Genomic DNA, 22,884 nt, shown 5'->3' with positions numbered 1-22,884 from the left:
GGGCCGGGGCTGACGGCCTAGCGGTCGACGAGGCGGTCGAACTGCGTCGTGGTGTGGCGCAGATGGGCCACCAGCTCTTCGCCGACCTTCGGCTCCTGGGCGTCCGACGGGACGAACAGAATCGAAACCTGCATGTGCGGCGGTTCGGCGAACCAGCGCTGCTTGCCGGCCCAGACGAACGGCGACAGGTTGCGGTTGACGGTCGCCAGGCCCGCGCGGGCGACACCCTTGGCGCGCGGCATCACACCGTGCAGGGCCTTCGGCGCCTCCAGGCCGACGCCGTGGGACGTACCGCCGGCGACCACTACCAGCCAGCCGTCCGACGCCGCCTTCTGCTGGCGGTAGCCGAAGCGGTCGCCCTTGGCGACAGGGGTGACGTCCAGGACAGCGCCGCGGTACTCCGTCGCATCGTGGTCGCCCAGCCACAGCCGCGTGCCGATGCGGGCGCGGAAGCGGGTCTGCGGGAACTGCTGCTGAAGGCGGGCCAGTTCCTCGGCGCGCAGATGGCTGACGAACATGGCGTGCAGCGGCAGCCTGGCCGCACGTAGCCGGTCCATCCAGCCGATGACCTCCTCGACCGCGTCCGAGCCGTCCGTACGGTCCAGGGGCAGGTGGAGCGCGAAGCCTTCCAACCGTACGTCCTCGATGGCGGCGTGCAGCTGGCTGAGCTCCTGCTCCCGTACGCCGTGGCGCTTCATGGAGCTCATGCACTCGATGACGACCCGCGCGCCCACCAGTGCGTGCACACCGTCGACAGAAGAGACCGAGCGGATGACGCGATCGGGCAGCGGAACCGGTTCTTCACCTCGGCGGAACGGCGTGAGGACCAGGAGATCACCGCTGAACCAGTCCTTGACCCGGGCCGCCTCGTAGGTGGTGCCGACGGCCAGCATGTCGGAGCCGAAGCGTGAAGCCTCGTCCGCGAGGCGCTCATGGCCGAAGCCGTAGCCGTTGCCCTTGCAGACCGGTACGAGGCCGGGGAACTGGTCGATCACGGACTTCTGGTGCGCCCGCCAGCGCGCGGTGTCGACGTAGAGGGAGAGCGCCATGGCCGGCCCGGAACCTTTCTGGTGGCTGCGGTGTATCAGAGGTATGTGCGAGATCTACGAGCCTACGGCGTCGGCCGCGGCAGCATCAGCAACGTCGTCAGCGGCGCGACATGTACATGTCGAGCGCCTTGTGCAGCAGCTTGTTGAGCGGGAAGTCCCACTCACCGACGTACTCGACGGCCTCACCACCCGTGCCGACCTTGAACTGGATCAGACCGAAGAGGTGGTCGGTCTCGTCGAGCGAGTCACTGATGCCGCGCAGGTCATAGACGGTGGCGCCCATCGCGTACGCATCGCGCAGCATCCGCCACTGCATCGCGTTCGAGGGCCGGACCTCACGTCCGATGTTGTCGGATGCGCCGTACGAGTACCAGACATGCCCACCGACGACCAGCATCGTCGCCGCGGACAGGTTCACGCCGTTGTGCCGCGCGAAGTACAGCCGCATGCGGTTGGGGTCCTCGGAGTTGAGCACCGACCACATGCGCTGGAAGTACGAGAGCGGGCGCGGCCGGAAGTGATCACGCACCGCGGTGATCTCGTACAGCCGCTGCCATTCGGCGAGATCCTCGTAACCGCCCTGGACGACCTCGACACCGGCCTTCTCGGCCTTCTTGATGTTGCGCCGCCACAGCTGGTTGAAGCCCTTGAGGACATCGTCGAGCGCACGGTTCGCCAACGGCACCTGGTACACGTACCGCGGCTGTACGTCCCCGAAGCCGGCGCCGCCGTCCTCGCCCTGCTGCCAGCCCATCTTCCGCAGCCGGTCCGCCACCTCGAAGGCACGCGGCTCGATATGCGTCGCCTCCACATCACGCAGCCGCTTCACATCCGGGTCCTGGATACCGGCCTTGATCGCCGGCGCGTCCCAGCGGCGGATGACCACCGGCGGGCCCATCTTCACGGAGAAGGCACCCTGCTGCTTCAGATGGGCGAGCATCGGCTGAAGCCAGTCGTCCAGGTTCGGCGCGTACCAGTTGATCACCGGGCCCTCGGGCAGATACGCGAGATACCGCTTGATCTTGGGCAGCTGGCGATACAGCACCAGACCGGCACCCACCAGCTGACCGCTCTTGTCGAACCAGCCCAGGTTCTCCGAGCGCCATTCCGTCTTCACATCCGCCCATGCCGGGACCTGGCAGTGACTGGCCGCGGGCAGGCTCTGGATATACGCCAGATGCTGCTCACGGCTAATGGTCCTCAGGGTCAGGCTCATGCGGGGCGCTCCTCGGCAGGTGTGTCCCCATGGGTACAGGGGCTCCGGCTCTCGCGCCGAAGCCTACTGCGCTGGAGAAGCGCCCCGGATGGCCGGAGGCAAGACCGCCCTTGCTAGCCGAGGAGTCCGCCGAAGAGTCCGCCGTGAGCCATACCGAGGAAGAAGCCGAGCGCGGAGGCACCCAGGCCGATGATCAGCGGGAACCGTTCGCGGGTCGTCTCCGAGATGAACTGGCCGTACGCGCCGGTGAGGATCCCCACCAGCCCGGTCCACGAGCTGAGCAGATGGAGGTTGTCGAACATCGCCGATACGAACGCGATGGCGCCGAGCACCAGCGTCACCGCGACCAGGGTGTCCTGGAGGGGATGAGGCTTGCCGTCCGTGGCGAAGAGGGAGACGGAGGACTGACGTCGCATTGCCTGTGCCATGAGGCACCTCCTGGCGTTGCCGGAAGGCGGCGCATCGTAGCGCCGCGCACACCCGATGCGTACAGATTGCGTCTCCAGGCCACCGGATTTCAACCGGAAGCCCGTCTGCAGGTAGTCTGTACGGTCTGCACCGGTGTCTGCCCAGGCCAGAACACAATCCCCCGGGATTGTCAGTGGCGGCCGATACCGTTGCTTACGCATCACGACCCTCCTGCCACGGAACGACCGTGGCCGCTGAGTCCAAAGGAGGTGGGTTCCACATGCGTCACTATGAGGTGATGGTCATCCTCGACCCCGATCTCGAGGAGCGCGCTGTCTCCCCGCTGATCGAGAACTTCCTCTCCGTCGTCCGTGAGGGCAACGGAAAGGTTGAGAAGGTCGACACCTGGGGCCGTCGTCGTCTCGCTTACGAGATCAAGAAGAAGCCTGAGGGCATCTACTCGGTCATCGACCTGCAGGCCGAGCCTGCGGTCGTCAAGGAGCTCGACCGACAGATGAACCTGAACGAGTCGGTCCTCCGGACCAAGGTCCTCCGTCCCGAGACCCACTGAGCATCTAGCTCAGAGGTCATCGGGTTCGAGTAGCAGCAAGCAGCCAGAAGCAATCCCCGCCGAGAGGTTCACCCATGGCAGGCGAGACCGTCATCACGGTCGTCGGCAATCTCGTCGACGACCCCGAGCTGCGCTTCACCCCGTCCGGTGCGGCTGTCGCGAAGTTCCGCGTCGCGTCCACTCCCCGCATCTTTGACAAGCAGACCAATGAGTGGAAGGACGGCGAAGGCCTGTTCCTCACCTGCTCGGTCTGGCGTCAGGCGGCGGAGAACGTCGCAGAGTCGCTTACGCGAGGCATGCGCGTCGTCGTGCAGGGCCGCCTCAAGCAGCGGTCCTACGAAGACCGCGAGGGCGTCAAGCGCACGGTCTACGAGCTGGACGTCGAGGAAGTCGGCCCCAGCCTCAAGAACGCCACGGCCAAGGTCACCAAGACCACCGGTCGCGGTGGCCAGGGTGGCTATGGCGGCGGTCAGCAGCAGGGCGGCGGCGGAAACTGGGGCGGCGGTCCCAGTGGTGGTGGCCAGCAGCAGGGCGGCGGCGGTGCACCCGCCGACGACCCCTGGGCCACCAGCGCGCCGGCCGGCGGCGGCCAGCAGCAGGGCGGTGGGGGCAGCTGGGGCGGAAGCTCCGGCGGTTCCGGCGGCGGCTACTCGGACGAGCCGCCCTTCTAAGGGCAGCTCGTACCCCACTTCTTGATCAACAGGAGATACACATGGCGAAGCCGCCTGTGCGCAAGCCGAAGAAGAAGGTCTGCGCATTCTGCAAGGACAAGACCGTTTACGTGGACTACAAGGACACGAACATGCTGCGGAAGTTCATTTCCGACCGTGGCAAGATCCGTGCCCGCCGCGTCACCGGCAACTGCACACAGCACCAGCGTGACGTCGCCACGGCCGTGAAGAACAGCCGTGAGATGGCGCTGCTGCCCTACACGTCCACCGCGCGATAAGGGAAGGGTGACCGAATCATGAAGATCATCCTCACCCACGAGGTCTCTGGCCTCGGTGCAGCCGGCGACGTCGTTGACGTCAAGGACGGCTACGCTCGCAACTACCTGGTTCCGCGTGGTTTCGCGATCCGCTGGACCAAGGGTGGCGAGAAGGACGTGGCGCAGATCCGCCGCGCCCGCAAGATCCACGAGATCGCGACCATCGAGCAGGCCAACTCCATCAAGGGCCAGCTCGAGGCTGTCAAGGTGCGTCTGGCTGTTCGCTCCGGCGAAGCCGGCCGCCTCTTCGGCTCCGTCACCCCGGCCGACATCGCCTCGGCGATCAAGGCTGCCGGTGGTCCGGAGGTCGACAAGCGCCGCGTTGAGCTCGGTTCGCCGATCAAGACCCTGGGCTCGCACCAGGTGTCTGTGCGTCTGCACCCCGAGGTCGCCGCGAAGCTGGGCGTCGAGGTCGTCGCCGCCTAAGGCTGCGCTCGACTGAACAGTTCGAAGGGCCGCACCCATGGGTGCGGCCCTTTCGCTTTGCCCTGTTTCACGTGAAACATCGATGTGGCCCTCCAGGGTCTCCGGAGGGCCTTGAGGGTCCTCCTCAGCGCGTTGCTCCGGTGACGATCCAGCGGCCCGAGCGCGTACGGAGCCAGAGCGTGAGCATGCGGACCGTCATCATCAGCGTCATCGCCCACCACAGAGCCGTCAGGCCCCCGCCGAGCGTAGGAATGAGCAAAGCGACAGGCGCGAACACCGCCAGCGTCAGCACCATCGCCCAGGCCAGGTAGGGGCCGTCGCCCGCTCCCATCAGTACGCCGTCGAGTACGAAGACCACTCCCGCGATCGGCTGGGAGACGGCGACCACCAGCAGCGCCGGCAGAAGGGTGTCCCGCACCGCCTGGTCGCTGGTGAACAGCGGAATGAAGAGCGTCCGCGAGGCCACGATCAGAACGCCGAGTACCACACCCGCGGCGAGCCCCCACTGCACCATGCGACGGCACACTTCCCGGGCGCCCTCCGCGTCGTCGGCGCCCAGATGACGGCCGATGATCGCCTGTCCGGCTATGGCGATCGCGTCGAGTGCGAAGGCCATCAGGGTCCACAGGGAAAGGATGATCTGGTGCGCGGCGATATCGACGTCGCCGAGTCCGGCCGCGACGGCCGTAGCGATCATCAGGACGGCACGCAGGCAGAGCGTACGGACCAGGAGGGGGACACCGGCCTGGGCGCTGGCTCGAATACCCGCCGCGTCGGGGCGGAGCGAAGCGCCATGCCGCCGAGCTCCCCGTATGACCACAACCAGATAGGCGACAGCCATGGCGCACTGGGCGATGACAGTGCCCCAGGCGGAACCGGCAATGCCGAGGCCGGCGCCGTAGACGAGGCCGGCGTTGAGTGCCGCGTTGGCGGCAAAGCCGCCGATCGCGACGTACAGCGGAGTCCGGGTGTCCTGGAGACCACGCAGCACGCCGGTGGCGGCCAGCACGATCAGCATCGCGGGGATGCCGAGACTGGAGATCCTCAGATAGGTGATGGCATACGGGGTGGCGGTGTCGGAGGTGCCGAAGAGCTCGATGAGCCAGGGTGCCGCGGGCAGGGTGACGGCGATGACGCCGACACCGAGCAGCAGCGCCAGCCAGATGCCGTCCATCCCCTGACGGATGGCGGCCGGGAGATCGCCCGCGCCGACGCGGCGGGCGACGGCGGCTGTCGTGGCGTAGGCGAGGAAAACGAAGACGCTCACGGCCGTCATCAGCAGGGCCGCCGCGACCCCCAGTCCGGCGAGTTGCGGGGTGCCGAGATGGCCGACGATGGCGCTGTCGACCATCACGAAGAGCGGCTCGGAGACGAGGGCGCCGAAGGCAGGGACGGCGAGTGCGACGATCTCTCGGTCGTGGTGTCGCCGGCGGGCCTTCGGTACGGCGGGGGCCTGTGTCATGCCATCAATCTAATCTTCCACAGGTAAGAGATGTAATGTACCTGCGATCCTTACCAATCTCTATGGTGTGCGTTCTGCTGTGCGCCGTTTGTTCTGATCTTGGTCCAGTCGGGAAAGTTTTTCTCCCCCACAGCCAGTGGACGGAAAAAGACCAGGTCAGAGCGAGTGCAGCGAGGTGGCTATGACTTTGTCCACAGTGCTGTCCCCCGGTCCGTGCACAGGTTCCGGAGAGTTCTCCACAGCATCTGGTCTTTCGTCCACATGGCCTGTGGATAACAAGATTGGCTGACGGTGCCGACGGGCCTACCGTGGACCGTCACCCGACGCGCCGGAAGCGGAGTCTGGCGACTCGTTTTGTCAGTGTCGTGCCGTAGAAAGAGTGGCACGGCGAGGTCCGCGGAGCGGACGGGAGGAGGTGGCCGGGTGAGCATTTCCGAGCCCTTGGACGACCCGTGGGCCGTGGATGGTCCCGGCGACCGCCTGCCCGTCTCCCGCCAGCGTCGCAGCGACGGCCGCGGTGGCCGAGAGGACCAGCACGAACGCGGCAGGGAGAGCGGAGGCTGGGACGGCAGCTCTCCCGGCTTCGAGCGTGTGCCTCCCCAGGATCTGGACGCCGAACAGTCAGTTCTCGGCGGCATGCTGCTGTCCAAGGACGCCATCGCCGATGTCGTGGAGATCATCAAGGGCCACGACTTCTACCGGCCGGCCCATGAGACGGTCTACACGGCGATTCTCGACCTCTATGCCAAGGGCGAGCCGGCCGACCCCATCACGGTCGCGGCCGAGCTGGTCAAGCGCGGCGAGATCACCCGGGTCGGCGGGGCGCCCTATCTCCACACGCTGGTCCAGTCGGTGCCGACCGCGGCCAACGCTTCGTACTACGCGGAAATCGTCCATGAGCGCGCCGTGCTGCGCAGGCTCGTGGAGGCCGGCACCAAGATCACGCAGATGGGGTACGCCGCCGACGGAGACGTCGACGAGATCGTCAACTCAGCCCAGGCCGAGATCTACGCCGTCACCGAGCAGCGGACCAGTGAGGACTATCTGCCTCTCGGCGACATCATGGAAGGCGCGCTCGACGAGATCGAGGCGATCGGTTCGCGCAGCGGCGAGATGACCGGTGTGCCCACCGGTTTCACGGACTTCGACTCCCTGACCAACGGTCTTCACCCGGGTCAGATGATCGTCATCGCGGCTCGTCCCGCAATGGGTAAGTCCACGCTGGCGCTGGACTTCGCGCGGGCTTGTTCGATCAAGAACAACCTGCCGAGCGTGATCTTCTCTCTCGAGATGGGCCGCAATGAGATCGCGATGCGTCTGCTGTCCGCCGAAGCGCGGGTGGCGCTGCACCATATGCGCTCGGGGACGATGACGGACGAGGACTGGACGCGGCTGGCACGCCGGATGCCGGATGTCTCGCAGGCACCGCTCTACATCGACGACTCGCCCAACCTCTCGATGATGGAGATCCGGGCGAAGTGCCGACGGCTCAAGCAGCGCAATGATCTGAAGCTGGTCGTCATCGACTATCTGCAGCTGATGCAGTCCGGTGGCTCGAAGCGAGCGGAGAGCCGTCAGCAGGAGGTCTCGGACATGTCCCGAAACCTCAAGCTGCTGGCGAAGGAGCTCGAGCTGCCGGTGATTGCGCTGTCCCAGCTGAACCGTGGTCCCGAGCAGCGTACGGACAAGAAGCCGATGGTCTCCGACCTGCGTGAGTCGGGGTCGATCGAGCAGGACGCGGACATGGTCATCCTGTTGCACCGTGAGGATGCGTACGAGAAGGAGTCGCCGCGTGCCGGTGAGGCGGACCTGATTGTCGCCAAGCACCGTAATGGTCCGACTGCGACGATCACGGTGGCTTTTCAGGGTCACTACTCGCGGTTTGTGGACATGGCGCAGACCTGATCCCATCGGATGCGGGGGCGGGGGCAGCTGTGTTCGATGGCCGGGGGATGGAGACGCGGACACGGGTCGCGTAGTGAGTTCGACGGGGCGGACCGGGCACCGATAGACCTGCCCCATGACCTCATTGTTGACCTCACCCTTTGAAGAGCTGCTTCCCGCTACGCAGCGTGCCCTTCTGCACCGCATCGCCGTCGCGCAGTCCGAGGGGCGCGCGCCTTCCCTCGTTGCTGCTGTGGCGCGCGACAGGCAGTTGGTCTGGTGGGGCTCCCGTACTTCGGTCGCCGGGCATGCGCCGGAGGACGACACCCAGTACCGCATTGGCTCGATCACCAAGACCTTCACGGCCGTCCTGGTGCTGAGGCTGCGGGACGAGGGGCTGCTCGACTTGAACGACCCTCTGGAGAAGCACCTTTCCGGCACGGGTGTGGGAGATGTGACCATCGCTCAGCTACTCGGACACAGCGCGGGCGTCGCTGCGGAATCCCCGGCCCCGTGGTGGGAGCGGACACCGGGCACCCTCCGACCGGAACTCGCCGATGTTCTCGGTGAGCAGCCGCGGATGCATCCTGCCGGCCGTCGCCATCACTACTCCAACCCTGGCTATACGCTGCTCGGTTCGCTGATCGAGGAGGTGCGGGGCGCGTCCTGGGAGGAGGTTTTGCGGCGCGAGATTCTTGAACCGCTCGCCATGAGTCGTACGAGCACACAGCCTCGGGCTCCGCATGCAGGCGGCTGGGCCGTGCACCCGTGGGCCGATGTGATGATGCCCGAACCGACCGAGGATCTCGGTCTGATGGCTCCGGCTGGGCAGCTGTGGTCGACCGCAGCCGATCTCTGCCGGTTCGCCGCATTTCTCGCTGAGGGCGATGAGCGTGTGCTGAGCGCCGCGTCCGTCCGGGAGATGAGGGCGCCGTCCGTGCAGGCCGAGACCGGGGAATGGGACAGCGCTTACGGTCTGGGGTTGCAGATCGTACGGAAGGACGGCCGCACCTTGATCGGACACGGGGGCTCGCTGCCTGGCTTCGTCGCGGGACTCTGGTTGAGCGTGGAGGACGGTGTCGCCGCTGTCGTACTCGCCAACGCCACTTCGGGCCCGCTGACCGCGGCGGTTGCTGCCGATCTCGTGCGGATCGTGGCCGAGGCGGAGCCGCGTATCCCCGAGCCCTGGCGGCCGCTGCCCGAGGTCGACCAGGCGCTGCTGCAGCTGACCGGGCCCTGGTACTGGGGGACGTACGCCTTCGGGCTGCGTCTTGTCGCCGACCGTGGCCTGGAACTGCAACCGCTCCGCGGTGGCGGCCGCGGGTCCCGCTTCGTTGCGGCGGAGGGGGCTGAAGGGACCTGGACGGGTCTCGACGGCTACTACGCGGGGGAGACGCTGCGGGTGGTGCGCCGGGAGGACGGCTCGGTGAGCCATCTCGACCTGGGGTCGTTCGTCTTCACTCGCGAGCCGTACGAGCCGGGTGCGGCGGTTCCGGGCGGTGTCGACCCCGAGGGCTGGCGCGGGATGTGATGTTTCACGTGAAACCGGACAGACGGGTGGGATGCCGGTAGAGTGCGGGCGGGCCCGAAGCCGCAACGTGGATTTGCGACTTCGGGCCCTATCCGCTCCGGGCGGCAGGGCGGACTCCAACTGCTTTTCTGGAGAAAGCTAGTTGAGAGAGCACAGTTTCGTTCCGCTGTTCCAGGACTCCAGCAGGCCACGGTGGACAGCTGTCACGTCATGGCGGGCAGCCAGGAGCAGCGCGTCCCGGGTGAACGGGCAGGTGGCGACGAGCAGAGCGATGTCGGCGTTGTACTCGAGTTTGGCCATGCCGGCGAACTGCTGGACGTCGCCGCTGGTGATGGTCGCGGCAGGTGTACGGGACTTGCACTGGACCACGATGCGGCGGCCGTCTTCGGCGTAGGCGACGATGTCGGCCCCTGTGTCGCCGTGGCCACCGGTGACCGTGACCCGGTCGCAGCCGTCCCGCCGGCAGAGCCAGGCGATGTGCTGCTCGAACTGACGGGGATTCATGGCGTCGAGTGCGCCCATCGAGCCCGCAGCTTCCCGCTCGCGCAGCACTCGTCGGAGGTGGGTGACTTCTCCTTCGAGGGTTTCGAGGCGGGCGCGGTGCTCGCTGCCGCTCTGGACAGCGACGTTGAGGAGCGGCACGACGGCGCGGCCGAGAGTGGTGCGGCAGGTGGCTTCCGCGATCTGGGCGACGTTGCTGTCGGTGTGTGCAGGCATGTGCTGGGCGAGGAGTTCGACGATGCGGTCGTCGATCAGTGTGGCAAGCCTGTGGACAAAGTTATCCACAGGCTGGGGCCGCTGCATTTCCTCGGCGTTGAGCAGGTACGTACGCACCTGACGTGCGACGACGCTGTCACGTAGCAACATCGCGACGTTGAGGACGGTCCTTCTCGTGAACAGTGCAGCCTTGCTGGCGAAGCGGTCCACGGAGGTGAGTGCCTTGAAGGCACTCACCTCCTCGCTGGTCGCCAGGCGATAGCCGTTCGACTCAAGCTCCTCGCGGTGATCGCACACCATGCTGCGAATCGCGGTCTCGGCTACCTCGAAGTAGTTGGCGACCATCCGTGTTGTCACATGCAGCCCATCCGGGAGCAGTGAGACTGTCTTGACCTTGTCGAGCACTTCCGTGCGCTCGGCCACGCCGTTCCGCAGTGCCCTTGACTCCACTAGTGCCATTTCGTTGACCATGCCCGTCTCCTCTTGGCCCCCTCGGGCCGTTCGAGTAGGGGGACGGGATCCGGACATGAGGCCGCCCCCTCTTGCCGGGGGCAACGAGCCGAATCGGATAAAGATGCGGTATTCAGATACTCATCTTGAAGCCGACGTGGGAGGCCTCGAAGCCGAGCCGCTCGTAGAAGCGGCGGGCGTCGGTGCGGGTGGCGTCCGAGGTCAGCTGTACCAACTGGCAGTTCTGGCGGCGTGATTCGCCGATGGCCCATTCGATGAGCCGGGTGCCGAGGCCGCTGCCGCGTTCGTCGGCATGGATCCGTACGCCTTCGATGATCGAGCGGGTGGAGCCGCGCCGGGAGAGCCCGGGGATGATCGTGAGCTGCAGCGTGCCGACGACCCGGCCCTCGCGTACGGCGACGACCTGGTGCTGGTTCGGGTCCTGGGCCAGTCGTTCGAAGGCGGCGGTGTACGGAGTGAGGTCGTCCGGCGATTCGCGCTGGGCGCCCAGTGGGTCGTCGGCGAGCATCGCCACGATCGTCGGGATGTCTGCGGGTGCGGCGGGTCGTATGTCCAGGTCGCTCATGATCCGCAGACTACGCGGGGACCCGAAGCTCCTCGACGGCCCGGACCAGGGGGGCCAGCTCGGGGTCCTCGGCGGCCTGGTCGAGTGCCTCGCGCAGGGCCGTGTCGTTGGTGGGCCTGGCTTCGGCGAGCAGGGCCTGGCCGGACTCCGTGACATCGGTGTAGATGCCGCGGCGGTCAGTGTCGCAGAGATAGCGGGTCAGCAGGCCGCGGTCCTCGAGGCGGGTGACCAGGCGGGTGGTGGCGCTCTGGCTGAGGACGACGGCGTCGGCGACCTGCTTCATCTGCAGATGCCCGCCGGGGCCGTTGTGCTGGCGGCTGAGGACGTCGAGCAGCGAGTACTCGCGCATGCTCAGGCCGTGCCCGGCCTCGAGTGCCCGCTCGATATGGGCCTCGATCTTCCCGTGGAGCAGGGAGAGGGCGCACCAGCTCTGAGAGAGGGCGGTGAGGGCGGGGTCGGTCGCTGTCATGGGTCTTCCTCCTCCGAGCCGGAGCGGCTTTCACCAGGATAGACGACTGATGCAATAGCCCGCGCTTGCAATTAATCAGCGTCTGCAATTATTGTGAACGCCCGTAAGGCGCAGATGCAATCGTTTGGAAGGTGTACCCCCCATGCCACTCGCGCTCCTCGCCCTTGCCGTCGGGGCCTTCGGGATCGGCACCACCGAGTTTGTGATCATGGGGTTGCTCCCCGAGGTCGCCGCCGACTTCCAGGTCTCCATCCCCGCTGCCGGCTTTCTGGTCACCGGGTACGGCCTCGGTGTCGTCCTCGGCGCTCCGCTGATGACTGCCCTCGGCACCCGCGTTTCCCGCAAGCGGATGCTGATGCTGCTGATGGGGTTGTTCATCGCGGGCAATGTGCTCTCTGCCGTCGCGCCGGTCTTCGAAGTCATGCTGGCCGGCCGGGTCGTCGCTTCCTTCGCGCACGGTGCCTTCTTCGGCATCGGGTCGGTCGTCGCGGCCGATCTCGTCGCTCCCGAGAAGAAGGCCGGGGCGATCGCCATGATGTTCACCGGTCTGACTGTCGCCAATGTCGTCGGCGTCCCGCTCGGTACCTTCGTGGGCCAGAGCGCCGGCTGGCGGACCACGTTCTTCATCGTCGCCGCGCTCGGTGTCATCGGCCTTGCGGGTGTTGCCAAGCTGGTGCCGGAGCAGCCCAAGCCAGAAGGCGTGCGGCTGCGCGACGAGCTCTCGGCCTTCCGTAATGTGCAGGTCCTGCTTGCCATGGCGATGACGGTCCTCGGCTTTGGCGGAGTCTTCGCCGCGATCACCTACATCACGCCGATGATGACCGATGTCGCCGGCTACTCCGACGGCTCCGTCACCTGGCTGTTGGTCCTGTTCGGCCTCGGCATGGTCGGCGGCAACCTGGTCGGCGGCAAGTACGCGGACCGTGCGCTGATGCCGCTGCTGTACGTGTCGCTGGGTGCGCTCGCCCTCGTCCTCGCGCTGTTCACGTTCACCGCCCATGACAAGATCGCGGCGGCCGTCACCCTCACTCTGGTCGGCGCGCTGGGATTCGCGACGGTACCGCCGTTGCAGAAGCGGGTCCTGGACCAGGCTGCGGGCGCTCCCACCTTGGCTTCCGCGGTCAACATCGGCGCCTTCAACCTTGGTAACTCGCTGGCGGCGTGGCTCGGTGGCATCGTCATCGCGGCAGGCTTCGGCTACACGGCCCCCAACTGGGTCGGCGCTGCTCTCGCTGCCTCCGCGCTTGCTCTCGCTGCTCTCTCCCACCATCTCGAACGCCGCGCTACCTCCGTCGGCGGTGGATCCCCCACCTCCGAGGGAGCCACCTTCGATGGAGCGCGGGCCGCCGTCTCGACCGCCACGCCTGAGGGGGCCCCGGTCACTGTGGGCCGGCGCTGAACTGTCTGGCCCGTGCGCTATCCCGCCGCGACCGACAGGGGAGCGAAGCGGCGGGTCCAGTCGCCCGGGAGGCCCGGGATGCCGTAGGTCATCACCGCGTTGAAGGCGATCGGCTCCAGGCCGTTTTCCTTCAACCAGGTGAGCAGTTCCTCGTGGCGCACGTCGATGTCCGTACGGATCGGGCGGTCGCTGCCTGCGGCCAGGGAGGCGATCAGCGCCTTCGCGGTCTCGGTGTCCCGGGCGATCAAGGGGCCGATGACATGGGTGTCCATATTGGGCCAGGCCGCCGCGTACCCCGTCAGGATGCCGTCCTCCTCGGCCACCCGGAGCTGGTCGGCGAAGGCGGGCAGGCGCGTGATCATGTGGGTCCGGTCCAGGCCGAAGACCTCGTTGTCCAGGCGCAGGATTGCCGGGAGGTCCTCGGCGGTGGCGGGTCGTGTGGACATCTCAGGGGCCGGGGCCGGGGCCGATGGCTGGAAGCGGCCGCGGACCATCTCGGCGCGGCCGGTGGTGAGGAAGCCCAGCTCCTCGTAGAGCGGCTTTCCGTACGGGGTGGCGTGCAGCGTGAGCGGGGTGCCGCCGGCCTCCTCCAGTACATGCTTCATCAGGCGCCGCCCGACGCCCTGCCGGGCGTACCGCTCGGCGACGAGCACCATGCCGATCGCGGTGAGCCCGGGGCCGTACGAGGTGAGTACGCAAGCGGTCACCAGCCCCTTGCCCGCCGGGTCGTCGATGCCGTATCCCGTCCCTGCTGTCAGCAGGAGGCCCCATTTGTGCTCCTCGCGCGGCCAGCCGCGGTCCTCGGAGAGATCGGCGCAGGAAATGAGGTCGTCCGTGGTCAGACGCCGGATGGGCAGCTCAGAGAGAGGTGTCGACATAGGGGTCAGGCTGTCGGACGCAGTGATCGTTCGTCCAGCACTTTCCTCGAAGTGGCCAAGACCCGCATACGGCGGCCACGCCGCGTGAGACCCCACGGCTTGAGGATGGAAATGACCGTCATGCAGACGTACGCGGTGAGGGAGACCGCGGGTCCCATCACCAGGTCGAGCGGGTTGGCCAAGGGGGTACCCGAGGCGACGGTGTCGGCAGCGTCGTTGACACCCGGGCGCAGGGCGAAGACCGATGCGGTGAGGGTGGCGAGGGTCAGCCAGAACTTTGTGTAGACCCAGCGATGCCTGGCCAGGCCCCATGGGGTGCCGAGTGAGAGCACGAGACCACTGAGCAGGGTCAGTAGCGCGACCGGAATCACGAGCCAGTCGGTGAAGATCTTCATCGAGCGGCATGCCGCCTCGATCATGGGCAGGGATTGGGTGGTGGCTGCGGTGAGGGCAAGCGCGAGCAGGCCGAGCGTGAGCCCGAGCCAGCCCGCGGATGCGGTGACATGGACGACGAGTGCGGCCCGACGAGCAGGGCGCTTGATTGGTTTCACGTGAAACACGGTGCCCGGCGGGGTTCCGTACCGCGTCTGACAGCGGGAGTAATCGCGGGTACTAGCCTCGGCGTACATGGAGCGAACACGCAGGTTGCATATCTTCGATCTCGACGGCACATTGATCCGCGGTTCGGCGGCTCCGGTGGAGATATCCCGGCAGCTGGGACTGGTCGATGAAATCGGCGAGCTGGAGCGGGATCTGATCTCCCGCAGGATCGGTCCGCCGGAGTACGCGGTGCGCGCGCATGCTCTCTGGGGCGATCTCACCGAGGCGCATGTGGCAGCCGCCTTCGAGTCGGCACCTTGGCTCCAAGGCATCCAGGAGGTGTGGCGGGATATCCGTGAAGGCGGGGACTACTGCGCCGTCATTTCCCTCTCGCCCTCCTTCTTCGTTGAGCGGCTTCTGGGCTGGGGAGCTCATGCGGCGCACGGATCAATCTTTCCCGAGGTGCCCTTCACCCGGGCCGTGGACCCGACCGGCATTCTCAGCGCGGCCGCGAAAGTGAAGATCGCGAACCAACTCTGTGCAGAGTTCGAGGTGGGACTGGACGGATGTGTTGCATACGGTGATTCCATGTCCGACGCGGAGATCTTTGCGTCGGTGCCCACCACGGTGGCGGTGAATGCCGATCACCATCTGTCGGGCCTGGCCACACATACCTATACGGGGGACGATCTGCGCGGGGCCTATGAACTGGTGCGAATCTGCGGATAGTTCAGGAGCCCGGGCGGCCCGGGAGACCCAGCTAGGGACACGAGGGCAATGGAGCTTAACGGGAAAGCGGGCATGGATGCCCGGACTTTCTTCTCTTTGTCCAGTGCGGTGGCGGCGCCTGGCATGCTGCGACGACGGGCGCTGCGGACAATGTCACAATCCGGTCCCGCTCGTCCCTATTCGGCGGATGGCCGAGGTTAGTGTGGGCCGGTAGCAGTCCTGAGTCAGAGCGGGGAATTGAGGCACGTTCCGGGCCAGCGGAAGTGCGTGGACCGACTGAAAGATGTTCGAGGCGAGGCACACAATGGACGCTCCGACCACCACGTCGGCCGACAACGGCACTTCAGGCGAAAGCGGCGGAGGCGGATGGTTCACCCCTCGCAAGCAGCCGGCCCAGGGGCGGTCCGCCCCAGAGCCCAGCACGGCAGAGAGCGCTGCGGGCGGGGGTGGTGGCGCGGGTGATGGCGGGGCCGGGGAGCGAGTAGCCGGCCCGAGGCGCCCCGTCGCCTCCATACGCCCGGTGGGCTCCGGTACGGCTCGTCCCGCCCCGCCGCCGTCCAGGGCCGCGGGGCATGCGACCGCCCCGCGCGAGACCGAGGCGCCGCTGGACGAGGGCCCTGTCGACGACCTCCCGAACGAGTCCGCCCCTGATGAGTGGGCGCCGCCCGGCGCAGCCCATGCGCCGCCCGGCGGCAGCGAGGCCGCCGTGAACCTCGAAGCCCCCGGCTCTCGCGGGCATGCCGGACCCCGCGAAGCCCGCGCAGTCCAGGAGGACTCCGGCCGCTACGAGGGCACTGCGCCCCGCGGGCCCCAGGGGCTCCGGGTGGTTTCCGGTCCGGACGAGCGCTCCGAGCCTCCAAAGGCCCCCGGACTGCATCTGGTACCCGACCCCCACGATGCCGCGGGTGTCGGGGAGGGGCAGAGTGGGCAGGAAGCGCCGCGAGTCCGCGAAGTCCCTGGCCCCTGCCAGGGCGCCGGCCCCGCGGCTGGCCCCGCCCCGCACGAAGCGTCCGCGCGCCATCAGAGCGCCGGCCCCTACGAAGCTTCCGCCGCCGGAGCAGCGGTCGGCCCCCATGCAGTGCGCAACGTGGCGCACGGCCGGGACGCGTACGCAGGTCATCAACCCCAGGCTCCCCGCGACGCGTACGCAGGTCATCAACCCCAGGCTCCCCGCGACGCGCAGGGAGGTCATCAGGCACCAGCCCCCCATGACCTTTCCCGGCCCGCAACCGCCCCGGCCTCTTTCGCCGCCCCGACCGCCGCCCCGACCGTCCCGGCCTCTCCCGCCGCCCCCGTGGACGATGCCTCTCCCGACGCCATCCTCATCCGTCGCACCATGGCGGAGGTCGCGTCGGTCGCGGACAAGGTCACTTCCTACTTCTACGCCTTGCTCTTCGTCCGCCACCCCGAGCTCCGCGGGCTCTTTCCCGCCGCCATGGACTCCCAGCGGGACCGGCTCCTCAAGGCCCTTCTCACCGCCGCCGAGCACATGGACAACGCGGCTGTGCTCACCGACTACCTCCAGCACCTGGGCCGCGGTCATCGCAAGTACGGCACCCAGCCGTCGCACTACCCCGCCGTCGGTGAGGCCTTGATCGGTTCCCTGAGCCGGTACGCCACGACCACCTGGGACGAGGAGACCGAGGCCGCCTGGATCCGTACGTACACCACGATCTCCCAGATCATGATCGACGCGGCCGCCCAGAACGAGCGGCACGCGCCCGCCTGGTGGCAGGCCGAGGTGGTCTCGCACGACCTCAGAACCCCCGACATAGCGATCATCACCGTCCGCCCCGACCAGCCGTACACCTTCCTGGCCGGCCAGTACACGAGCCTGGAGACGCCCTGGTGGCCGCGGATCTGGCGGCACTACTCCTTTGCCGGAGCGCCGCGCTCCGACGGTCTGCTCTCCTTCCATGTGAAGGCGGTCCCGGCCGGCTGGGTCTCCAACGCCCTGGTTCACCACGCACGCCCCGGCGACGTCATGCGCCTCGGTCCGCCCGCGGGTTCGATGACCGTCGACCACACCACCGACAACGGCCTGCTCTGTCTGGGCGGCGGCACCGGCATCGCCCCGATCAAGGCTCTCGTCGAGGATGTCGCCGAGCACGGGGCGCGGCGGCCGGTCGAGGTGTTCTACGGGGCGCGTACCGATTTCGACCTGTACGACATCGACACGATGCTGCGGCTGCAGCAGTCGCATCCCTGGCTTCATGTACGCGCGGTGGTCGACGACCGGGCGCAGTTCCCGGACGCCGTGCGGGAGTACGGCCCGTGGTACGAGTACGACGCCTATCTCTCCGGTCCGCCCGGCATGATCCGCAGCGGTGTCGACGCACTGCGTGGCATCGGTATCCCGTTTGACCGGATTCGCCACGACTCCCTGGAAGAGCTGGTGGCAGCGGGGGACTAGGGCGGTATCAGCCCAGGTCAGGGGCGTGCATTGCCCGTACGCCCTCGATGTTGCCGTCGAGATAGTGCCGCAGCGACAGCGGTACGAGATGGACGGCGGCGATCCCGACCCGGCTGAACGGCACCCGTACGATCTCGTACTCCCCGCACGGTTCGTCGATCTCCGGGCCGTGCCGCAGTGCGGGGTTCATGGACTCCAGCCGGCAGACGAAGAAGTGCTGCACTTTCACCCCCGTCACGCCGCCGTCCGCGATGTGCTCGACGGTGTCGACGAAGCAGGGCACCACATCGGTGATCTTGGCGCCGAGCTCTTCGTCCACCTCCCGGTGGAGGGCGTCGATGACGGTGGCGTCCTCCGGCTCCACGCCGCCGCCGGGCGTGAGCCAGTAGGGATCCACTCCGGGCTTGGTGCGCTTGATCAGGACGAGATCGTCACCGTCGAGCAGAATGGCGCGTGCGGTGCGCTTGACCACCGGTCGTTCGGTCATGGCAAGAGAGTGGCCCGTGCCGCCGCTTCTGAAACTCCTGCCGCCCACTCCTGCCGCCGAACTTGTGTCCGTACGTCCTGTCCCCACCCCTCGTCCCCGACGCCTTCCGGTCCGCCCTCACCAGGCGGCGGAGGCGCGCAGCAGCCACTCGTGCGCCCGCGCGATGTGCGGGAGGGCGAGTGTGCCGGTGCGCACGACGAGGAAGTACGTACGCAGCGGGGGCACCGGCGGGTCGAGGAGTGCCATGATCCGTCCGCTCTCCAGGTCGTCCTGGCACAGATATCGCGGCAGTACGGCGAGCCCGGCGCCCGACGCCGCGGTTTCCAGGACGGCCCGCAGGTCGGGGGCGATGACGGCGGCCGCGGGGGCCGGCCGGCTGTCGAAAACGGCGGCCCAGTAGCGGGAGACCAGCGGCAGGGATTCGTGAACCTCCACCACCGGTAACTGCTCGAGCACCATATGGCCCTTGCGCAGCGCGCCGGGCCCCAGGTGCGCCGCCCAGCGGGGCGAGGCGACCAGGACGTGCTCCTCGTCGCACAGGGGAGTCGCGGTGAGCAGCCCGCCGCGGGGGCGGGCGGTGGCGATGGCGAGATCATGGTGTCCGGCGGCCAGCCCTTCCAGGGTCTCCTCCGCGTTCCCGAAAGAAGCCCGCAGCGCCAGACCCTGGGAGATCAACGGGGTGAGGGCGGGCAGGGCGCGCAGCGCGGTGAACTCCGGGGGTCCGGCGAGATGCAGGGTGCGTACGCCCGACTCGTCGTCGAGGCCGACCTCGGTGATCTCCACCAGGGCGTCCAGGTGGGGGGCGGCCCGGTGGGCGAGCTCGTCGCCGATGGTGGTGGGGGTTACTCCGCGGGCCTGGCGGAGGAAGAGCGGGCGGCCCAACTGCCGCTCCAGCGTGCGTATCTGTCCGGTCACGGCGGGCTGTGAGAGCCCTAGCAGCGCGGCGGCGCGGGTGAAGGAGCCGGCCCGGTGCACCGTGACGAATGTGCGCAGCAGGGCCAGATCCATGCCATGCCCCTCCCGAACCGACGATGCACCCGAACCCGGCCAACTATAAATATGTCGATAGGTCGCTGTCGCTACTGTGATTGGACACTGACGCAGAGTCAACTAGCCTAGGTCGGGCGGTTCTTCGCGCGGGACCCGGCGCCGTTTTCGTGCGTTGAACCGGGGGCGGTCCGAGCCATGAGGGGGGAGGCTCGGACCGCCCGTTGTGTGTACCGTCGATCGGCACACCGATGTACGCGGTCGGGCGGCGTAGGCGGCCGTCGCGATCGGCCGGTGTGGGACGCCGCCCGATGGTGCGAGGTCACCCGATGTACGCGGTGGCCCGATCTACGCGGGCGCCGGCCCATGCGGTGGCCCGCGTACGAATCCGTACGGCCGCACGCCCGCGGTGGCCTAGCGCCCCGCCCCGTCCAGTGCGCGCAGCACATCGGCCACCAGATCGTCTGCGTCTTCGGCTCCCGCCGAGAGGCGGATGAACCCCTCCGGTACGGCGTCGCCGCCCCAGCGCCCGCGGCGTTCCGCGGTGGAGCGCACCCCGCCGAAGCTCGTCGCGTCGTCCACCAGCCGCAGGCCGCCCAGGAACCGTTCGGCGTGCCCGCGGTCCGGCAGCACGAAGGAGACCACGCAGCCGAATCGCCGCATCTGCAGCGAGGCGATCTTGTGCGAGGGGTCCGTCGGCAGGCCCGGATAGCGCAGTCCGGTCACTTCGCCGCGACCGCTCAGGGCTTCTGCGAGCGCCAGTGCGTTTGCGCACTGCCGATCAGCGCGCAGTTGCAGCGTGGCCAGCGAGCGGTGTGCGAGCCAGGCCTCCATGGGACCCGGGATCGCCCCGACGACCTTGCGCCAGTTCCGAACGCCGGCCGCCAACCGGGGATCGCGGCAGGTCACATGGCCGAGCAGGAGGTCTCCGTGGCCCGTCATGCCCTTGGTGTCGCTGGCCACGGAGAAGTCGGCGCCAAGATCCAGGGGTCGCTGCCCGAGCGGCGTGGCCAGAGTGTTGTCGACCGCGACGAGCGCGCCGGCGACGTGTGCCGCCTTCGCCAGGCGGCGCACGTCGCACACATCGAGACCCGGATTGGACGGTGTCTCGATCCACAGCAGCCGCGCCCCCTCCAGGACGGACAGCTGCGCGTCGCCGCCGGTCGGCGCGGTCCGCACCTCGACGCCGTACGTCTCCAGCCGTTCGCGCACCAGCGGCAGCGCCTGGTAGCCGTCGTCCGGCAGCACGACCGCGTCGCCGGCCTTCAGCTGCGAGAAGAGCACGGCCGAGATCGCCGCCATCCCCGAGGCGAAGGTCACGGTCTCCACCGGCTCTCCCGGCGCCTCCAGTTCGCCGATGGCGCGCTCCAGAAGGGTCCAGGTCGGGTTCTGGTCACGCCCGTAGGTGTACGGGCCCGTCGGTTCGCCGGGCAGATGGAAGTGGGCCGCGAAGACCGGTCCCGGCAGGGTCGGTTCGTACTTCACCGGCTCGGGCAGCCCTGCCCGTACCGCCCGGGTACCATCCCCGGCCTGCGGTGGGGGCACCCCATGTTCTGCGTTCATGCCACATGCTCCTCGACAGTGTCAGTCCTTTTCGGGCAGGGCGATGTTCAGCGCCCAGGAAACGACCGAAATGATCAGGCCGCCAAGCACGGCGGTCCAGAAGCCCTCGACATGGAAGTTCAGATCGAACTGGTCGGCGAGCCAGGAGGTCAGCAAGAGCATCAGGGCGTTGATCACCAGCGTGATCAACCCCAGAGTGAGGATGAACAGGGGCAGCGTGAGCAGCTTCACTATGGGCTTGACGAGGAAGTTCACCAGGCCGAAGAGCAGGGCCACCAGTATCAGCGTCAGTGCCTTCTTGCCGGTGTTCTCGCCGGTGAGAGTGATGTCCTGAAGCAGCCAGATGGCCACGCCCAGGGCCGCCGCATTGGCGATCGTCTTGACTAGGAAATTCATCATGTGTCTGATCGTGGCAGACGTGATCGGACCAAGTGCAGGGGCGGACGGGCATGAAGGCATTCCGACTGGACGAGCTGGAGGCGGAACGCGCCGCCAACGACGGTGCGTATCTGCAGTTCCTGCGTGAACGGAACATGTCGGTCGGGCTGTACGCACTGGAGGCCGGCGAGATCGATCCGCAGTTGCCCCACCGCCAGGACGAGGTCTACTTCGTCGTCAGCGGCCGCGCCGCGATCACGGTGGGGATGGAGACGACGCAGGTGGGGCGGGGCAGCGTGGTGTATGTCCCGGCGGGAGAGCCGCACAAGTTCCATCACATCACCGAGGATCTGCGGGTGATGGTTGTCTTCTCTCCCCCCGAGAGCTGAGCGCGACCCTCCCCGGTCCCTAGGGGTTCGATCAGGGGAGAGCGGGGGCTCGCGGGCCCCGCAGGCCACCTCCTCCCGCCTAGCATCGAGGGCAGGAACTCAGAGAAACGAGGTAGGACGATGGCTGTGCGGGAGATCTTCGCGGGAATGCCGTGGTGGGTGAAGTGGGTCGCGGTGCCCGTTATCGCGCTGGTCGTGTTCGGGGGACTGATCGCGAGCATTGTCGGCTTTGTAATGAAGCTGCTCTTCATGGCCCTGGTTTTTGTCGCCCTCGTCGGCGGACTTGTCTTCGTCGTACGGATGTTCACGACATCTTCCGGCTCGCGCAGCGACTGGTAGCAGAGGCAAAGGCGGGTGCCGGTACACGGCTGTTCGTACCGTGGGCCGGAATGGCCATTAGCCCGCCCGGGGGAACGCCTCTGACAAACCCCATCCCCCGACAAGGGCTGCCATTACAGTGGCAACCCGCTGCCGTCCCTTGGGAAATCCGCGCGGCGGGCGCGCGGGGGTGGCCCCCGCAGGCGGGCGCGCAAGCCCGTCACCACGCCTGGGGGTGACCTTTGGCCAAGGCTACGAACGCCGCTGTCCCTACCCTGATTGGTTCGGTGCAGCGGGCGCTGAGGCTTCTGGAGGCAGTGGCTTCCCATCCGGACGGGGCTCCCGCGAAGCAGCTCGCGCGTGAGGCGGGGCTTCCTCTTCCCACCGCTTACCACCTGCTGCGCACCTTGACGCACGAGGACTATCTCCGGCGCGAGAAGGGCGTGTTCGTCCTGGGCGACGCCGTGGGACGGCTCGCCCCCGCCGGCGCTCTGCAGAATCGTCGCACCAGGCTCGAGGACTCGCTGACGCACTGGCGCGACACGATTGGTGTCCCCGTGTACTTCGCGGTCTACCGCGAGGGTGAGATCGAGCTGGTCGCGGTCGCCGACACCCCCTGTGCCCCGGCCGTGAGCGAGTGGGCCGACTTCCGGGAGACCGGGCATGCCCATGCGATCGGCCAGTGTCTGCTCAGTCAGCTGGACGAGCCGGCCCGTCGCGATCATCTGGACCGCCATCCCGTGCAGGCGGTCACTCCCTACTCCGTACGCGACCGGCGCGCGCTGCTGGAGCGGCTCGCGTCAACCGGGCGGATGCAGCCCGTCGTGGAGCGGCAGGAATATGCGCTCGGTACGGTCTGTGCCGCCATTCCGATCACGGCGGGGTCCGCCGCCGCGACGATGGCGATTTCTCTCCCTCTTCACCAGGAAGAACGGCTGCTCCCTGCGATCGAGGAGCTACGCAGTGGAATTGGCGGGTTGTTGGGATCGCTTACCCTCTCTATCAGTATCTGAAAAATTACTCCTTGTGATCAACTAGCGCTTACA

At 67.7% G+C, this 22,884-nt stretch carries 25 protein-coding genes; 12 read left to right on the top strand and 13 right to left on the bottom strand.

Features of this window, described 5'->3' with window-relative positions:
* Positions 1-17 precede the first annotated feature (17 nt).
* From OG883_RS31710 to OG883_RS31700, 3 genes are all read right to left on the bottom strand, one after another.
* On the bottom strand, positions 18-1,049 hold the full coding sequence (locus OG883_RS31710) for an alanine racemase (protein ID WP_266548000.1): 1,032 nt from the start codon (positions 1,047-1,049) through the stop codon (positions 18-20).
* A gap of 97 nt (positions 1,050-1,146) precedes the next feature.
* Positions 1,147-2,265: a peptidoglycan bridge formation glycyltransferase FemA/FemB family protein gene (locus tag OG883_RS31705; protein ID WP_266547997.1), complete on the bottom strand. Its 1,119-nt coding sequence runs from the start codon at positions 2,263-2,265 to the stop codon at positions 1,147-1,149.
* Between the two features lie 113 nt (positions 2,266-2,378).
* Positions 2,379-2,693, bottom strand: coding sequence for a hypothetical protein (locus tag OG883_RS31700; protein WP_266547994.1), 315 nt, complete (start codon positions 2,691-2,693; stop codon positions 2,379-2,381).
* Positions 2,694-2,953: 260 nt separating this feature from the next.
* On the opposite strand from OG883_RS31700, the gene rpsF reads away from it, so the two are divergent.
* The 4 genes from rpsF (at position 2,954) to rplI (ending at position 4,658) form a co-directional block, all read left to right on the top strand.
* Positions 2,954-3,244, top strand: a complete 291-nt coding sequence (gene rpsF / locus OG883_RS31695; protein WP_004950685.1) for a 30S ribosomal protein S6 — start codon at positions 2,954-2,956, stop codon at positions 3,242-3,244.
* Positions 3,245-3,318: 74 nt separating this feature from the next.
* The gene (locus OG883_RS31690; RefSeq protein WP_266547983.1) at positions 3,319-3,915 is read left to right on the top strand and encodes a single-stranded DNA-binding protein; all 597 of its coding nucleotides are present in this window, start codon (positions 3,319-3,321) and stop codon (positions 3,913-3,915) included.
* A gap of 41 nt (positions 3,916-3,956) precedes the next feature.
* Positions 3,957-4,193 (top strand): 30S ribosomal protein S18, encoded by a 237-nt coding sequence (gene rpsR / locus OG883_RS31685; protein ID WP_003956534.1) that lies wholly within the window; start codon positions 3,957-3,959, stop codon positions 4,191-4,193.
* A gap of 18 nt (positions 4,194-4,211) precedes the next feature.
* Positions 4,212-4,658 carry a 50S ribosomal protein L9 gene (gene rplI / locus OG883_RS31680; protein WP_266547981.1) on the top strand — a complete coding sequence of 149 codons (447 nt, stop codon included), beginning with the start codon at positions 4,212-4,214 and terminating at the stop codon, positions 4,656-4,658.
* Positions 4,659-4,782: 124 nt separating this feature from the next.
* Here rplI and OG883_RS31675 read toward each other — a convergent pair whose 3' ends face one another.
* The gene (locus tag OG883_RS31675; RefSeq protein WP_266547980.1) at positions 4,783-6,120 is read right to left on the bottom strand and encodes an MATE family efflux transporter; all 1,338 of its coding nucleotides are present in this window, start codon (positions 6,118-6,120) and stop codon (positions 4,783-4,785) included.
* Between the two features lie 441 nt (positions 6,121-6,561).
* On the opposite strand from OG883_RS31675, the gene dnaB reads away from it, so the two are divergent.
* Both dnaB and OG883_RS31665 read left to right on the top strand, forming a co-directional pair.
* Positions 6,562-8,025 carry a replicative DNA helicase gene (gene dnaB / locus OG883_RS31670; protein ID WP_266549636.1) on the top strand — a complete coding sequence of 488 codons (1,464 nt, stop codon included), beginning with the start codon at positions 6,562-6,564 and terminating at the stop codon, positions 8,023-8,025.
* A gap of 127 nt (positions 8,026-8,152) precedes the next feature.
* On the top strand, positions 8,153-9,535 hold the full coding sequence (locus OG883_RS31665; RefSeq protein ID WP_266549634.1) for a serine hydrolase: 1,383 nt from the start codon (positions 8,153-8,155) through the stop codon (positions 9,533-9,535).
* 138 nt (positions 9,536-9,673) lie between these two features.
* Here the strand turns inward: OG883_RS31665 and OG883_RS31660 are convergent, their stop codons facing one another.
* The 3 genes from OG883_RS31660 to OG883_RS31650 form a co-directional block, all read right to left on the bottom strand.
* Positions 9,674-10,723: a restriction endonuclease gene (locus OG883_RS31660; RefSeq protein ID WP_266547977.1), complete on the bottom strand. Its 1,050-nt coding sequence runs from the start codon at positions 10,721-10,723 to the stop codon at positions 9,674-9,676.
* 112 nt (positions 10,724-10,835) lie between these two features.
* Entirely contained in the window at positions 10,836-11,288 is a 453-nt protein-coding gene (locus OG883_RS31655; RefSeq protein ID WP_266547974.1) for a GNAT family N-acetyltransferase, read from the bottom strand.
* Positions 11,289-11,298: 10 nt separating this feature from the next.
* Complete coding sequence (locus OG883_RS31650) at positions 11,299-11,757, bottom strand: MarR family winged helix-turn-helix transcriptional regulator (protein ID WP_266547971.1); 459 nt, start codon at positions 11,755-11,757, stop codon at positions 11,299-11,301.
* 142 nt (positions 11,758-11,899) lie between these two features.
* Here OG883_RS31650 and OG883_RS31645 point away from each other — a divergent pair, with 142 nt between their 5' ends.
* Complete coding sequence (locus OG883_RS31645; protein ID WP_266547968.1) at positions 11,900-13,156, top strand: MFS transporter; 1,257 nt, start codon at positions 11,900-11,902, stop codon at positions 13,154-13,156.
* Positions 13,157-13,173: 17 nt separating this feature from the next.
* On the opposite strand, the gene OG883_RS31640 is transcribed toward OG883_RS31645, so the two are convergent.
* A complete protein-coding gene (locus OG883_RS31640; RefSeq protein WP_266547965.1) occupies positions 13,174-14,034 on the bottom strand; it encodes a GNAT family N-acetyltransferase in 861 nt (286 codons plus the stop codon).
* Between the two features lie 5 nt (positions 14,035-14,039).
* On the bottom strand, positions 14,040-14,585 hold the full coding sequence (locus OG883_RS31635; protein ID WP_266547962.1) for a DUF2269 domain-containing protein: 546 nt from the start codon (positions 14,583-14,585) through the stop codon (positions 14,040-14,042).
* Between the two features lie 76 nt (positions 14,586-14,661).
* On the opposite strand from OG883_RS31635, the gene OG883_RS31630 reads away from it, so the two are divergent.
* Positions 14,662-15,303: an HAD family phosphatase gene (locus OG883_RS31630; protein WP_266547960.1), complete on the top strand. Its 642-nt coding sequence runs from the start codon at positions 14,662-14,664 to the stop codon at positions 15,301-15,303.
* A 304-nt stretch (positions 15,304-15,607) separates the two neighbouring features.
* Positions 15,608-17,716, top strand: coding sequence for a globin domain-containing protein (locus tag OG883_RS31625; RefSeq protein ID WP_266547957.1), 2,109 nt, complete (start codon positions 15,608-15,610; stop codon positions 17,714-17,716).
* 7 nt (positions 17,717-17,723) lie between these two features.
* On the opposite strand, the gene OG883_RS31620 is transcribed toward OG883_RS31625, so the two are convergent.
* From OG883_RS31620 to OG883_RS31605, 4 genes are all read right to left on the bottom strand, one after another.
* Positions 17,724-18,203, bottom strand: a complete 480-nt coding sequence (locus OG883_RS31620) for an NUDIX domain-containing protein (RefSeq protein WP_266547954.1) — start codon at positions 18,201-18,203, stop codon at positions 17,724-17,726.
* A gap of 117 nt (positions 18,204-18,320) precedes the next feature.
* Positions 18,321-19,211: a LysR family transcriptional regulator gene (locus OG883_RS31615; RefSeq protein ID WP_266547951.1), complete on the bottom strand. Its 891-nt coding sequence runs from the start codon at positions 19,209-19,211 to the stop codon at positions 18,321-18,323.
* Between the two features lie 393 nt (positions 19,212-19,604).
* A complete protein-coding gene (locus tag OG883_RS31610; RefSeq protein WP_266547948.1) occupies positions 19,605-20,753 on the bottom strand; it encodes a cystathionine gamma-lyase in 1,149 nt (382 codons plus the stop codon).
* A 21-nt stretch (positions 20,754-20,774) separates the two neighbouring features.
* Positions 20,775-21,152: a phage holin family protein gene (locus OG883_RS31605; RefSeq protein WP_266547945.1), complete on the bottom strand. Its 378-nt coding sequence runs from the start codon at positions 21,150-21,152 to the stop codon at positions 20,775-20,777.
* 50 nt (positions 21,153-21,202) lie between these two features.
* On the opposite strand from OG883_RS31605, the gene OG883_RS31600 reads away from it, so the two are divergent.
* The 3 genes from OG883_RS31600 (at position 21,203) to OG883_RS31590 (ending at position 22,851) form a co-directional block, all read left to right on the top strand.
* Positions 21,203-21,520: a cupin domain-containing protein gene (locus OG883_RS31600; RefSeq protein ID WP_266547942.1), complete on the top strand. Its 318-nt coding sequence runs from the start codon at positions 21,203-21,205 to the stop codon at positions 21,518-21,520.
* 126 nt (positions 21,521-21,646) lie between these two features.
* Entirely contained in the window at positions 21,647-21,859 is a 213-nt protein-coding gene (locus OG883_RS31595; RefSeq protein WP_266549631.1) for a DUF5326 family protein, read from the top strand.
* A 221-nt stretch (positions 21,860-22,080) separates the two neighbouring features.
* On the top strand, positions 22,081-22,851 hold the full coding sequence (locus OG883_RS31590) for an IclR family transcriptional regulator (protein WP_266547940.1): 771 nt from the start codon (positions 22,081-22,083) through the stop codon (positions 22,849-22,851).
* The last annotated feature ends 33 nt before the right edge of the window (positions 22,852-22,884 follow it).

The organism is Streptomyces sp. NBC_01142 (assembly GCF_026341125.1).
Lineage (GTDB): Bacteria > Actinomycetota > Actinomycetes > Streptomycetales > Streptomycetaceae > Streptomyces.
The sequence above is the reverse complement of the archived record's forward strand: the minus strand, read 5'-3'. Positions and strand labels throughout refer to the sequence as shown.

What these genes read in the sequence shown, in the direction of transcription:
- OG883_RS31630 (WP_266547960.1), top strand. Translation starts at nt 14,662, where the DNA reads ATGGAGCGAACACGCAGGTTGCATATCTTCGATCTCGACGGCACATTG.
- OG883_RS31640 (WP_266547965.1), bottom strand. Translation starts at nt 14,034, where the DNA reads ATGTCGACACCTCTCTCTGAGCTGCCCATCCGGCGTCTGACCACGGAC.
- OG883_RS31710 (WP_266548000.1), bottom strand. Translation starts at nt 1,049, where the DNA reads ATGGCGCTCTCCCTCTACGTCGACACCGCGCGCTGGCGGGCGCACCAG.
- OG883_RS31690 (WP_266547983.1), top strand. Translation starts at nt 3,319, where the DNA reads ATGGCAGGCGAGACCGTCATCACGGTCGTCGGCAATCTCGTCGACGAC.
- OG883_RS31605 (WP_266547945.1), bottom strand. Translation starts at nt 21,152, where the DNA reads ATGATGAATTTCCTAGTCAAGACGATCGCCAATGCGGCGGCCCTGGGC.
- rplI (WP_266547981.1), top strand. Translation starts at nt 4,212, where the DNA reads ATGAAGATCATCCTCACCCACGAGGTCTCTGGCCTCGGTGCAGCCGGC.
- OG883_RS31645 (WP_266547968.1), top strand. Translation starts at nt 11,900, where the DNA reads ATGCCACTCGCGCTCCTCGCCCTTGCCGTCGGGGCCTTCGGGATCGGC.
- OG883_RS31600 (WP_266547942.1), top strand. Translation starts at nt 21,203, where the DNA reads ATGAAGGCATTCCGACTGGACGAGCTGGAGGCGGAACGCGCCGCCAAC.
- OG883_RS31655 (WP_266547974.1), bottom strand. Translation starts at nt 11,288, where the DNA reads ATGAGCGACCTGGACATACGACCCGCCGCACCCGCAGACATCCCGACG.
- OG883_RS31705 (WP_266547997.1), bottom strand. Translation starts at nt 2,265, where the DNA reads ATGAGCCTGACCCTGAGGACCATTAGCCGTGAGCAGCATCTGGCGTAT.
- rpsF (WP_004950685.1), top strand. Translation starts at nt 2,954, where the DNA reads ATGCGTCACTATGAGGTGATGGTCATCCTCGACCCCGATCTCGAGGAG.
- OG883_RS31615 (WP_266547951.1), bottom strand. Translation starts at nt 19,211, where the DNA reads ATGGATCTGGCCCTGCTGCGCACATTCGTCACGGTGCACCGGGCCGGC.
- OG883_RS31660 (WP_266547977.1), bottom strand. Translation starts at nt 10,723, where the DNA reads ATGGTCAACGAAATGGCACTAGTGGAGTCAAGGGCACTGCGGAACGGC.
- rpsR (WP_003956534.1), top strand. Translation starts at nt 3,957, where the DNA reads ATGGCGAAGCCGCCTGTGCGCAAGCCGAAGAAGAAGGTCTGCGCATTC.
- OG883_RS31625 (WP_266547957.1), top strand. Translation starts at nt 15,608, where the DNA reads ATGGACGCTCCGACCACCACGTCGGCCGACAACGGCACTTCAGGCGAA.
- OG883_RS31610 (WP_266547948.1), bottom strand. Translation starts at nt 20,753, where the DNA reads ATGAACGCAGAACATGGGGTGCCCCCACCGCAGGCCGGGGATGGTACC.
- OG883_RS31675 (WP_266547980.1), bottom strand. Translation starts at nt 6,120, where the DNA reads ATGACACAGGCCCCCGCCGTACCGAAGGCCCGCCGGCGACACCACGAC.
- OG883_RS31650 (WP_266547971.1), bottom strand. Translation starts at nt 11,757, where the DNA reads ATGACAGCGACCGACCCCGCCCTCACCGCCCTCTCTCAGAGCTGGTGC.
- OG883_RS31700 (WP_266547994.1), bottom strand. Translation starts at nt 2,693, where the DNA reads ATGGCACAGGCAATGCGACGTCAGTCCTCCGTCTCCCTCTTCGCCACG.
- OG883_RS31620 (WP_266547954.1), bottom strand. Translation starts at nt 18,203, where the DNA reads ATGACCGAACGACCGGTGGTCAAGCGCACCGCACGCGCCATTCTGCTC.